Raw genomic sequence first — 12,309 nt, 5'->3', positions numbered from 1 at the left:
AAAGGGTCCAACATGGTCATGCAGTTTCGGATGCTTCTTGACTGCCTGGACGCAGCAGTCTGTGACAGCGCCCTCTCGCAAGCTCTGACGTCTTTTGCGAACTGTAATGGTTTCGACTATCACGCCTATCTTGGTCTTGAAGGGGGCAGCCGAGACTATTTTGGCACCTTTCCGACAGACTGGCAGGACCTTTATCTCAAAAACAATCTTGCTTGCCTCGACCCTGTCGTCCGTCAGGCGAAACGCAGCAGTGGCACCTTCATATGGTCGGCCACCGGCTGGCTTCATTCGAGGGACGCCAAGTTGCGCCATTTCGCGAGCGATGCCATTGAGCACGGCATCACCCACGGTCTGGCGATCTCAGCCAGGACGAGTTTTGACCGGCAGCTAATCTTGAGCTTTGCAAGTTCTCATGGCGATTACTGGAGACCTGGGACCCTGGAATTGAGCGATGGTGTCCCCCTTCTGATGGAGCTTCATCACCGCCTGAAGGAGCTCCGACAAACCGTGCCCCAAGTTCCTGCCAGGCCGTTGTCTTCACGTGAACGCCTCTGCCTGATCTGGGCAGCCAAGGGGAAAACCGCCATCGAAACGGGGACACTCACACAGCTGTCGCACCGGACCGTTCAGTCCTATCTGGACACCGCACGCTCTAAACTCGGGGCAGCCACGGTCGCGCAACTGGTGGCAAACGCAAAAGACATGAAGCTCATCTGACGATCTAGGTGAAATCTCGCCGAGTTCGCGACTGATATCGGAAGTTCGTCTTGGCTACTGGTTGAAGGCCGTGATGAGGGGTTTGCCAAAGAGGCGCGCCCATGCCGTGGCACTCGTACGTTGAATATTCATGATCGAGGTGCCACGGGTCCACCAGACATTGGCAGGCGCAACAATCAAATCTGGATCATGCAGCATGGAATGAATGACAGGCCAGACGATGAGTTGTTCATAGCACATCAAGGGGGCGATCCTTGTATGGTCGACATGAACGATCGGGTTGGCAAAGGAATGCGCCCGAGCGCCGCCTCGATCGCCAAGGACCTTAAGCCACGGCTGCCACATCGAGCCAGGGACCGGCATCCGTTGACGATACACAATGGCACTACCGGACGCATTCAACGAAACCAGCACATTGTCGTAGCCGTCTGCGTCAACGACCACCGTGCCAGCGATCACTGTGATCGCCGTCCCTGACAGCTCTCTTTGCCACAGACGAGCAATGGCCGGCGTCCAGAAGCCAAGCGCACTTTCCGGGAGGACGACAACGGTTCGCGAGGCATGCTGCGAGACAGAGCGGTGAATGATTGCCATCAAGACGCCTTGTCGCTCCAGACTTTGATCCCGACCAAGCGAGACACCCATTTCCAGATCAATTCCGTGCCACAAAGCTGGCTGCGCACTCTCGGTCGCGATAGCAGATGATGAGAGCCAAAATCCTGCAGAGACTATCACCGCTATAAGCCAATTCCGCATGGTCATGAGCAAGAGAATGAGCATCATTGCCAGCAATCCCCACCAACCCCAAGCTGGAAACAGAACACCCGCTGCCGTGATCGGATGAGCCCAACCCAGTATTCCCAGGGGAGGAACGGCCATAATCACACAGGCAATCAGGAAGCGAAGTGGTTTTCGCCAACCAGGACGATCGGTCCAGAGCGCCGTGTGCACCAGCACGAAGCCAGTAGAAGCAATCAGCCAGAGGAGCAGACCAGGCCAGATGTCTGATGCATAATAATTGGCAACGCCCTCAGGCAGACCCCGCGACGCGCTCATGAAATAGGCGGCAGAAACGGTCAACGCTTGCGCCCTCGTTTTCGCATGCGACCAGAGCAGCGGGAAACCAGCTGCGAGCGGAAGTGACAGGAGGTCGCCGCTCCAGCCGAGCCACCCTGCCGCAACCGAGCCCAGCAAAAGCGAAGATCCACGCAGATGATCATGGTGCATAGGTCCACACCTTTTTCGCCAGGCCGAGAATATTGTTGGCCGGAACGGGCCCGAAATACCGGGAGTCGAAGGATGCCGGGAAATCCGAGTGCAGATAGACGGATCCAGGCGGGATTGTACCGCCAGCAAACGGCATCAGTTGCCGGCCTCGAGCGTCTCTTGGGTGAAGCCCTGAGTGCAGGAGGACCTGGCCGTCAATGCGAACCTGATCCTCGATCTCGATGTGTTGACCCGATCTCGCAACGACCGTCTTGATCAGCGGCGCAAAGCCGCCGGCACACAGACCCCGGCGAAGATAGCCACGCGCACGCGCCGCGCGCATGGCGTCGGTATCTGGTGCACACACGAAGACAAGGTCATTGATCTCGACCTTGCGATCGAGCGGCAGGATGCGCCAGACGCCAAGGGCTTCACTCGGGGTGAGATTGATCCTGAACCCTGCGGTGCCAAGACCAATCATCCCAACAAACATCGTCGCCACAACGGCGCACAGTAAGACCAACGCGCGGCGGCGGTCGCACCAAACCGGTGTCGCCTTCTTCCTCGCCTCCGTCATTTGAGCCCGAGCCCTTGCGATTTCGTCCGACGCATGGCCTCGGCCTTGTTCAGCGCCGTCACCGTTCTCTGATGGGTCCACAGCTGCTGAGCCGTCCGCATGCTGTCCCAGGCTTGCGCGACCTCGCTCCTTTGCACTGCGTTCATGTCCGACGTTATGCGCCGATACACCGCACCGCTGGCGTCTTTTGCGGAAATCGACAGGAATGTTCGCTCCCCGAAGCGCTTGGAGACTGCCTCTACAAATGCCTCGAGTTCGGCTTTTACGTTTCCATCGCCCGACGCATGCTTGAGAGCCGCCGGCAGATCGTTTTGGTCGATGGCGTTACGGATGCGCTCCAGCACACTTGCCGCTTGGGCCGATAGGGCAGGTATTTCCGTTGCGACCTGTCTGCGAACTGCCAGTTCCTCGGCCTGCTGTCTCCTTTCGGCGGCGCCACGCTGACGCAGATAGTGCTTCAGGCCTTCGGCCAGCGGCGTCACATTCTGGAGCGCTCGAGCCCGGTCCGATTTATTGGCCCGGCTGGCGAAGACACCGGTCTTGCCCTTGAGCGCACCAAACGCCTCAGGTTCAGCAGCGAGCCTTGAAATCGTCTTTGCCGCCATTGCCCGGTCGTTTAGCATCGCATCGACATTCACCGCATTGAATGCCGCTTCGGGTTGCGCATAGACATAGGTGAAGCGGATCGAGACCTCTTCCCATTGCCTCTTGAGAGCCGGATCAGCGCCAAGCTTTTCCTCGACAGCCTCATCGATCGACTTTGGAAAAATGGAGATCCCGGCCACCATCGGCCTCACCTTCTTAGCTGCAGGGTGAGCCGTCTTGCTGATCGGAGGCGAGTAACCAAGCCGCGTTGCGATGACCGCAAGCCGGCCGGTGAGCGCGACGAGCCTGTCTTTCTGACGTACTGTCCATGCAAGACGATCACGCGCGATGGTCCTGGCGACCTTGGCGATTTGATGCCCACGAATTTCAGCGAAAAGCAGCGCCTGACGATAGATGCTGCCGCCGGCATAATCGAGCGTCGTTTCCTTCGAATTCTTGCGCGAAAGGGTTTCGACCAATCCGCCCGCCTTTACGAAGGATCGACGGCCATAATAGACCTCAAGATCCTCGCGGTGACGTGTCATGGCGACATAGGTCAGGTGGCGATCAAGCGAGAGAGATGCCAGCACCTTGACCCGGTCGACTGTCGCGCCCTGGGCCTTGTGAATGGTCGTCGCATAGCCGTGGTCGACATTGTTATAGAAGCGCTGTTCGACCAAGACTTGGGCGCGGTGCTCACCTTCGCCGATCTCCGCCACAAGCCGGCCGGGCCCCGCTTCCACGACTTTTGCCAGCATGCCATTCTTGACGCCAAGCGACCCCTCATTTTTGAGAAGGACGATCTGCTCACCGGCTGCAAAGCGTCTGACACCATCGGCCGTCTTAAATTGAAAACCAGCCTCGATGACGCCGCGCGCAATCAGCCTGGCACGCGCCAGTTCGTTCAGCATCCGGACATCGCGACGAAGATGCGCCAGGATCAAGGTCGACTTGGCTTGATCGTAGTCACGGTCCCAGTCGGAAATGAGATTGGTGATCGCATCAGCCTTCAACTCAGCCCCGATCATCTTCCCGCGAGCCTCATAGGCTTCGATGGCCTTGCCAACATTGCCGCGCGCGAGATCGAGTGAAGCCTCGCGCATCCATGGCTGACGCTGGCGATAGATGGTTTCGAGTTCTGTATACCCAATTCGATCGGCAATAGAACGAAAGGCGGCGCCCGCCTCGATGGGCTGAAGCTGTTCAGGATCGCCGACGAGCACGAGCTTGGCACCTGACCTCACGACGACGTCCACAAACCGTGCCATCTGGCGCGACGACACCATACCAGCCTCGTCCAAGACAAGGATTGTCTTGCCGTCGAGCTGACCGCGGCCTTTGCTCCATTGAAGCTCCCAAGAGGACAGAGTGCGGGAGGAAATGCCCGCTTCCGTCTCCAAACCCTCCGCCGCCTTGCCGGCGAGGGCCGCACCGACAACCCGATACCCGGCGGCTTCCCACACCTCACGCGCGGCCTTCATCATCGTTGTCTTACCAGCCCCTGCACGACCGATCACGGCAGCAATGCGCTTGGCTCCAGCAACATCTTCGATGGCAGCTTTCTGCTCATCCGAGAGCTGTTCGTGTCGCGCAAATGTCGCCTCGAGCAAGGGCCTGCGCATGCCATGCGATGACTGCTGAGAAAGCCAGATCGCCTTGTTGGCCATCTCCGCTTCCAGACGGATCAACGCCCGTGTCGTGTATTTCGTCGGCGATCGTACACCCGTTGCAAAGTCGATCCGCTCCCGGTCCAGCCGCAAGGTTTCCGGGTGTTCGAGGATGCGCACCATCAGGTTCTGGAAGAGGTTGGCATCGTCGATATAGCGATTGAGGATCCTGGCAATATCGCCTTCGGCAAAGACACTCTTTTCTCGGGTGACCAGATCAAGCACGAGGGCCGGATTGCGCTCGATCCGCCGCGCGTTTTCAATACGACGCTCTTCCTGCCACTGCAGGCGTTCCAATGCGGCTGCCTCTCCATCTATTCCCGCTTTGCGCTCGATTGCCTTCGCGCCAACGCCGAGATGAATCGTCGGCGCAAGCTCGATCCCCTGCTTTTCGAAGGCGCGACCATCGACCCTGATGTCGAGCCCGGCAAGTGCCAGATGCCGGTTCTGGCATGCGAACCAGCCGTCTCGGAATGCGTTGAAATCTTCGATACCCCCGGCCCAAAGCGCATAGATGATCTTGCCGCGATCGTTGCGCTGAACCTTGCCGTCAGGTCCCGTGACCGGCACCTTCTTCGACCCGAATCCCGCCTCGGTCAAAGGCCTCAGCGTGGTCATCAAATGGATGTGGGGATTTTCACGCACATCATGAAAGACCCAGTCAGCCACCATGCCCCGGGCAGTGATGTGCTTGGCTACAAAATCACGGACGAGCTCAATGTTCTGCGCCGCCGATAGCTCGATCGGAAGAGCGATTGTTACATCCTTGGCGAGCTGCGCATCCGATCGCTTCTCGAAGTCTTCCACGCGGTTCCAGAAGGCTTCCGACACCTGTGCGACTGATCGATCGGCGACCATGCGACGAAGCCATTCCGGCGCTTCGACCGGCAAATTGAATTCCTCATGCAACAAACCCTGCTTGCGGGTGTAATCGATCGTCCGGGCTTCGCGCTCATAGTCCATCTTGGCGCAGTGTCGATACGCGGCTGACAGAACGGCACTGCGGCCGGAGCCCCGGGCAACGATGGTGACGGAGAGATGCGGGACGACCATTGCTTAATGCGCTCCAGCGACCGGAAAAACTGTTCGCGAGAGACGGGCGGCCGCGCCGCAAGCCAAGAGCAGTGCGTCGCGACAGCGACGTATAATTGCGCCCTTGAAGCCGTCCTTCGAACGGCCGGGATCATTCACAAAAACCCCACCTCTGGCGATTGGAGGATTCACAGTAGTGCGTTCGGCACGACGCTCTGAGAATCTCTGTCTCGCAACATCAGTGTCCGAGAAAGGGAAACGACGAGATGAAGAAGCCATCCTCGAAAATCCGCCAGGAGATCGCGAAGCTCCAGGAACAGCTGAAGACAGCAGAGACCCGCGAAGCCGAACGCATCGGCCGCATTGCAGTTCGGGCAGGCCTCGGCGACATTGAGACCGACGAAACCGCGCTTCAGGCGGCATTTGAAGATCTGGCGAAACGGTTTCACGCGGGCAAGCCGAGCGCCACCGGACGGAAAGGCACCGACGAGAGCGGAGCGGGCAGCGGGCAGCCCGAGGCGATCGCGACTGGCCCGGCTTCAGGCCGCCTTGACGAGGCTTGAGCGAATGAAAAGAGGAGAAACGTCTGAGGCCCGGAAGAAAGATACGCGCGACAAGATCGAGCTCGGCGGCCTGATCGTCAAAGCCGGCCTGCGGTTCGAAAAACGTGCGCTTCTACTCGGCGCGCTCATCGACCTTACCGAGCGATTGAAGTCCGACGAGCGCGAGCGCGCAAGATTGACCGCGATTGGCGTAAAGGCATTCGGACATGAAGGCCAATAGGATTGCTCTTGTCATTATGCCCGCGGCGCTCATGTGTGCTGTGTTCTTTTCGATGACCGGTATCGAGACCTGGATTGCCGGGCTCGGGACAACGGAAAAGGCTCAGCGCATCCTGGAGCGCATTGGGATCGCGGCCCCTTACCTTACCGCGGCGTCGCTCGGCCTTGCATTGCTGTTTGCAGCGGCAGGTGCCTCGAACATTCGCGCCTGGGGAACTGGTGCGACAATCGGAAACGCCGTGATGCTCTTGATGGCAAGCCTGAGAGAAGGCGGACGTCTTTCAATGCTCTCTTCACAGCTGCCAGCGGGACAATCCGCGTTATTGTATCTTGATCCGGCGACCATGGTCGGCGCGACTGCAGCACTCATATCCGGGTGCTTTGCCATGCGGGTGGCGCTGCGCGGCAACGCCGCCTTCAAGCATGCTTCGCCCAGGCGCGTCTCCGGAAAGCGTGCCCTTCACGGCGAGGCTGACTGGATGAAGCTTTCCAAAGCGGGCAAGCTCTTGCCCGACACCGGCGGCATCGTGATTGGTGAGCGGTATCGCGTTGATCGTGACAGCGTGGCCGCCATCTCGTTTCGTGCCGACGACAAGGAGACATGGGGCGCCGGCGGCATGTCTCCGCTCCTGTGCTTCGACGGATCGTTTGGCTCTTCCCACGGCATCATCTTTGCCGGATCAGGCGGGTTCAAGACGTCATCCGTAACCATCCCGACAGCCCTTACGTGGGGCGGTCCGCTCATCGTGCTCGACCCATCCCGTGAAGTCGCGCCCCTTGTATCGAAACATCGTGAGCAGGCGGGCCGACGGGTCAGAATTCTGGATCCGCGCAGTCCCGCAACTGGATTCAATGCACTCGACTGGGTTGGCCAATACGGTGGTACAAAGGAGGAAGACATTGCATCGGTCGCGTCCTGGATCATGAGCGATAGCGGTCGCGAAAGCGGCGTCCGCGATGACTTTTTCCGCTCGTCCGGCCTGCAGCTTCTCACCGCCATGATTGCCGATGTCTGCCTGTCGGGCCACACGCCGCAAGAACAGCAGACGCTCCGCCAGGTACGCAGCAATCTGGCTGAACCCGAACCGCAATTGCGCAAGCGCCTGCAGGAGATTTTCGACAATTCCGGGTCTGACTTCGTGAGAGAGAACGTCGCCGCCTTCGTCAACATGACGCCGGAAACCTTTTCCGGCGTCTATGCCAATGCCATCAAGGAAACCCATTGGCTCTCCTATACAAACTATGCAGCACTGGTCTCCGGCTCGACGTTTCGCACCGGCGACGTCGCATCGGGCAACACGGATGTTTTCATCAACATAGACCTGAAGACGCTGGAGACCCATGCTGGTTTGGCGCGTGTGGTGATCGGCTCGTTTTTGAACGCAATCTACAATCGCGATGGCGCAATAGAGGGAAGGGCCCTCTTCCTGCTCGATGAGATTGCAAGGCTTGGCTATATGCGCATCCTTGAGACCGCGCGAGACGCCGGACGAAAATACGGCATTACGCTGACGATGATCTATCAGTCGATCGGCCAGCTGCGCGAAACCTATGGGGGACGCGACGCGTCCAGCAAATGGTTCGAGAGCGCCAGCTGGGTCAGCTTTGCCGCCATCAACGATCCCGCTACCGCCGAATACATATCTCGCCGCTGCGGCATGACCACTGTCGAGGTCGATCAGGTCAGTCGCAGCATCCACCTGCGGGGATCATCGCGGACACGATCGAGGCAGCTGGCGCCCAGACCGTTGATACAGCCCCAGGAAGTGCTGCTGATGCGCGCGGACGAGCAGATTGTCTTCACAGCCGGCAATCCTCCGCTGAGATGCGGCCGCGCCATCTGGTTTCGGCGGCCCGACATGAGTGCTTATGTAGGCAGGGCAGGGATGTAGCCCTATGGCCTTCCGACGCAGCGACCGACGTTTTTCTCCATCCAGCTGCATCACATCGCCCCCACGGCTGTTCTTCTCAGTGCAATAGGATCGTGACCGGGATCGACGACAGTCCGGATGAGCCGCCTCTTGCCTATTCAGCCCCGCGTTTTTGATGCCGAGGTAGAACTGCCCGAAGCCCATCTGACATCACAAAAATGAATCAGTGGCGGTCGATCGATTCAAAACTCTCGTTGGACGGGAAATGCGCCAATCGCGATCATGGCAGCATGATCATCCAAGCCTATCACCTCTATGTCGAGAGGATCGACCGCACGAAAAACATGGCTCGCTTCTATGCCATGTCCATCGAGCCAAATCTGTTTGGCGAAGCGTGCCTGACGCGACGTTGGGGACGTATCGGAACGAACGGCCAAACAATAAGCCATCACTTCGCAACAGAACGAGAGGCGGTGAACCTCTTTCTCGATCTCCTGCGTCGCAAGAAGGGCCGCGGCTATTCCACCGTTGCACGTGACAATGACATCGCTCGACGAGAACTCGTCTAAATCGATCAGCGAAGAGCTGTCTGCATCGGGGTGAGTGTGGTGTTTGCCAGTCGACCGCGACATTGGCGACCAGCTCATTCTCAGTGCAGATCTTCCCGCGCGCTAAGAGTGACCGTCTCTCTTCTGAACTTCTGGCCAATCGGCCAGCTGATCGGGAAGATGCCCGGTCGCCGAGCTCGAATCCGGAACGCTGAGCCACCTCTTCCAACTTCTTGGTCGCCGCCGCACTGCCAGCGCCTGAACCAATCCTCTCGAACGGGGCGGGTCATTCGGCGCAGCCCCTCCCGAGTTCGGTGGTGTATGGCCGAGCCAAGAAGAGTTTACGGGCGTCGCACTCCACTCCGGTCGCATGATTTGCAATGAGGCCCCGCCGATGGGCGGAGCCTCATGCCGTGGATCAATCCCGGTTCTGCCTGGACCAGATCAACCGAAGACCATCTTCGCCCTCGACCTCAGCAAGCGTTGCGTAGATCGGGGCCGGAAAGCTCGGATCGTCGAGCTTGACCGAGAGGTAGTCGCGGCCTTGTTCGGACGTCTTCTGCCAGGCTGCACCGAATTCCACGCTGCCGGCGTAGACGCGGAACTGCGGGCCCTTGTCGGAGGGGTTCTCGACGCGGGCAATGCGTGCCTTGACGTTGAGGGCAAGAGTGCGGATGGAGCCAGTGAAGCCGGTTTCGTTTGCAGTGAAGTTGCCGATGATTGCCATTGTCCTATTCCTTTTCGTGTTCGGGCCGCGCCCATCGCGGCCTCGATGGCTGTCACGAAGACTGGTGATGATCGGACCGCACCCTATAGGGCCGCAATGAAGTGGAGGGCGGCAAGGTGCAGATTTGTTGGTGGGTGAGGAGGCGGGCGAAGCCTGACGGGGTAAGAAATCTGGACCCGGCCGTTGCGGGGAGACGATCAAGGCGCAGCCGCTCTCCGGTCAGACATGCCTCATCGAGCCCGCGAATGGGCGCCTGAGACTGCGTAACGACTATGACAAGGATGAACAACGCGCTGGCCTTGCAAATGAAAGCCTCGACAAACCAGCCCATCTGAAACGCCAGAACTGTGTCATCAGCTGGGGGTCACGAGATCAGGCAAGCGGGGCCTGCTTGCCCCGCTCGTGCTGTGCGGTATCGTTGTTGTTGCGAATCGCAGCATGGAGGACAGATGCGCCAGCAAAGCAAACCGTTCATCGTTGAGCGCAAACCGACCAGAAAGCCAAAACCCGATTCACAAAAGCCGTCGATCTGGGGCAGACTCAATACTGACATAGCAATTGGTCTTCGGGTTCTGCAGGAAAGGGACCAGCGGAATGTCGGTCAAGAGGCAGCCAACGGTGATGACGATCACGCCTGACTGCAAGGGCGCAGCCATCGAATTTGCGAGATTGCCGCCGCATGATAAGCCGCAACCAGGCACGGTTTGGAGGAGCTAACCCACATACATCATGCGTGCCCGAAGGGTAGGGGATCACGCGCTTCCGTGCAAATTGGCCATGAACATCTCGGCCGGCGTCTTGTATACAAGGCATTTGCGCGGCTGATTGTTGAGATGCCTTGCAAGCGTGGTCAGGTCGCGTTGTGACACCGACATCAGATCGGTATTGCCGGGTAGATAGCGACGAAGACGCTTGTTGGTGTTCTCGACCGTGCCTTTTTGCCAGGGTGCACTGGGATCGCAGAACCAGCTGGATGCGCCCATCCCATCTTCCAAAGCCCTGATAGAGACCTAGGCCGTAGTCCTCCTTGTTGTAAATGAAGCGATAGATCGTTTCCTTGCAGACACGAACCAGGGATACACCGTCCGAAACCAGGCGTTCGGCAATCTGCTCCGATGACCAGCGAGCCTTTAATTGACTAATGATTTCCTCGCGCAAATCGGGATGAGGTCTGAGCTTCCTCAGTCTGCATCGTCGTTCCCGAGCCAGATCATTGGCAAGCGTGCTGTAGTCGCCATCATAGTCTGGCAGTTCACGATCATGGAACGTAATGCGGCTGATCTCGCGATAGATCGGCGAGGGTGATTTGCGTGTAGCATCCGGACACGCCAAAATCTCCAAAGTGAAGCCATTGAAATTACTGGCATGTCGCATTACTAAATAGCCCTGTGAATTCACGCTGAACCGCGACTTGCGGGCAGGGCGAAGCTACCCGGCACGCCTCATCTGCGCGAGCAATTTTTTTCGAAAGACCTCTGCCGGCGTTTGGTAGCCCAGGCATTTGCGCGGTGTCTCATTCAGCTGATTGCAGATCTCCATTAGGTCGGCATCTGTTACGGACAGTGGGTCTACCTCTCTCGAAAGCCACTTTCGCGCTCGCCTATTGGTGTTCTCGACCGTGCCTTTCTGCCAGGGCGATTGGGGGTCGCAGAACCATGTCTGCGTGCCGATGCTGGCTTGCAGATAAGGCCAGTCGGTGAACTCCGTGCCACGGTCGAACGTGATCGAGCGTCGGGCGACGTGTGGCAACGCCTGTAACGCTTGCACGAGCCCCTCCATAGCCGGCCGGGACTGCCGATCGTTATTGCGCAGGAAGATAGCAAAGCGGCTGACCCGCTCCACAAGCGACGTTACATTAGCCTTGCCGAATTTCTTGCGAAACTGGATCAGATCGCATTCCCAATGCCCAAACTGCTTGCGATCAGCGACAACATCCGGGCGGCGCAGGATGTTCAGCTCAGGGCTAAACCTCTGACCATGCTTGCGTCTTGCATTTCGCGGGCGCCGTCGAGCGCGATGCTCTGGCAGGTGACGCCAAAGCTTGATTGCGTGTCCGTCGGCCGAGTAGGCGAACTTGTAGATCGTTTCGTGACTGACCGAGATTGGGTGCCGTTCCAGACGCATTCGACCAGCAATCTGCTGCGGTGACCAACCATGTTTGATCCGGTCGATAACGGACTGCCTGACATTGGAGAATCGCACCAACTTCCGGAGCTTGGCGCGTCGTTCGCAAGCCATGTCATGGGCCGTCACGCAGTAGTAGCCACTGAGATCAGGGACGACATCGTCGACGAACATGTTGCGCTTGATCTCTCGAAAGATCGTCGAGCGATGTCGACCAAGCTTCTCGGCGATCACCTCGACACTTAGGCCAGCCGTTTTCCAGCGAGCAATCTTGCGACGTTCATCGAGGTCAATGTGGGAGTAGGTGCGCTCCATTGCATTCTCCTTGCGAGTGACAACCTATTGGTATCATTCGCAAGTCGCACTTCATCCTTGAACCCACCCCCCTACATCCGATGTCAAAGCTGGTTAGAGACGCGTGCTCACTAGCCACTTAGAAACGCGACACTAACACTGCCGATCAGCCCCGATCT

The 12,309-nt window shown here is 58.5% G+C and carries 11 protein-coding genes and 1 pseudogene; 6 read left to right on the top strand and 6 right to left on the bottom strand.

Annotated elements, in window-relative coordinates; genetic code table 11:
* Positions 1-12 precede the first annotated feature (12 nt).
* Entirely contained in the window at positions 13-717 is a 705-nt protein-coding gene (locus H6M51_RS18855; RefSeq protein ID WP_185811370.1) for a LuxR family transcriptional regulator, read from the top strand.
* 54 nt (positions 718-771) lie between these two features.
* Here the strand turns inward: H6M51_RS18855 and H6M51_RS18850 are convergent, their stop codons facing one another.
* The 3 genes from H6M51_RS18850 to traA all read right to left on the bottom strand — a co-directional run bounded on the left by H6M51_RS18850 (position 772) and on the right by traA (position 5,805).
* The gene (locus H6M51_RS18850; RefSeq protein ID WP_185811369.1) at positions 772-1,944 is read right to left on the bottom strand and encodes a conjugal transfer protein TraB; all 1,173 of its coding nucleotides are present in this window, start codon (positions 1,942-1,944) and stop codon (positions 772-774) included.
* Positions 1,934-2,404 (bottom strand): conjugative transfer signal peptidase TraF, encoded by a 471-nt coding sequence (gene traF / locus H6M51_RS18845; RefSeq protein WP_348644532.1) that lies wholly within the window; start codon positions 2,402-2,404, stop codon positions 1,934-1,936. The genes H6M51_RS18850 and traF overlap by 11 nt, the downstream gene beginning before the upstream one ends.
* Positions 2,405-2,496: 92 nt before the next feature.
* Entirely contained in the window at positions 2,497-5,805 is a 3,309-nt protein-coding gene (gene traA, locus H6M51_RS18840; protein ID WP_185811367.1) for a Ti-type conjugative transfer relaxase TraA, read from the bottom strand.
* A 245-nt stretch (positions 5,806-6,050) separates the two neighbouring features.
* Between traA and traC the strand changes: the two genes are divergently transcribed.
* The 4 genes from traC to H6M51_RS18820 all read left to right on the top strand — a co-directional run bounded on the left by traC (position 6,051) and on the right by H6M51_RS18820 (position 9,006).
* Positions 6,051-6,347: a conjugal transfer protein TraC gene (gene traC, locus H6M51_RS18835; RefSeq protein WP_185811366.1), complete on the top strand. Its 297-nt coding sequence runs from the start codon at positions 6,051-6,053 to the stop codon at positions 6,345-6,347.
* A gap of 4 nt (positions 6,348-6,351) precedes the next feature.
* Positions 6,352-6,567 (top strand): type IV conjugative transfer system coupling protein TraD, encoded by a 216-nt coding sequence (gene traD, locus H6M51_RS18830; protein ID WP_185811365.1) that lies wholly within the window; start codon positions 6,352-6,354, stop codon positions 6,565-6,567.
* Positions 6,554-8,458, top strand: a complete 1,905-nt coding sequence (traG, locus tag H6M51_RS18825) for a Ti-type conjugative transfer system protein TraG (protein ID WP_185811364.1) — start codon at positions 6,554-6,556, stop codon at positions 8,456-8,458. The genes traD and traG overlap by 14 nt, the downstream gene beginning before the upstream one ends.
* A gap of 269 nt (positions 8,459-8,727) precedes the next feature.
* Positions 8,728-9,006: a WGR domain-containing protein gene (locus H6M51_RS18820; protein WP_407073601.1), complete on the top strand. Its 279-nt coding sequence runs from the start codon at positions 8,728-8,730 to the stop codon at positions 9,004-9,006.
* Positions 9,007-9,403: 397 nt separating this feature from the next.
* Here H6M51_RS18820 and H6M51_RS18815 read toward each other — a convergent pair whose 3' ends face one another.
* A complete protein-coding gene (locus H6M51_RS18815; protein ID WP_006724080.1) occupies positions 9,404-9,712 on the bottom strand; it encodes a DUF736 domain-containing protein in 309 nt (102 codons plus the stop codon).
* Positions 9,713-10,161: 449 nt separating this feature from the next.
* Between H6M51_RS18815 and H6M51_RS18810 the strand changes: the two genes are divergently transcribed.
* Entirely contained in the window at positions 10,162-10,350 is a 189-nt protein-coding gene (locus tag H6M51_RS18810; protein ID WP_185811362.1) for a hypothetical protein, read from the top strand.
* Positions 10,351-10,464: 114 nt separating this feature from the next.
* On the opposite strand, the pseudogene H6M51_RS18805 reads toward H6M51_RS18810, so the two are convergent.
* Positions 10,465-11,011 (bottom strand): annotated as a pseudogene (locus tag H6M51_RS18805) (transposase); the annotation flags it as partial.
* Between the two features lie 129 nt (positions 11,012-11,140).
* A complete protein-coding gene (locus H6M51_RS18800; RefSeq protein WP_185811361.1) occupies positions 11,141-12,151 on the bottom strand; it encodes an IS30 family transposase in 1,011 nt (336 codons plus the stop codon).
* Positions 12,152-12,309: the final 158 nt, after the last annotated feature.

Source organism: Rhizobium sp. AQ_MP (genome assembly GCF_014237835.1).
Classification (GTDB): Bacteria; Pseudomonadota; Alphaproteobacteria; order Rhizobiales; family Rhizobiaceae; genus Allorhizobium.
The sequence above is the reverse complement of the archived record's forward strand: the minus strand, read 5'-3'. Positions and strand labels throughout refer to the sequence as shown.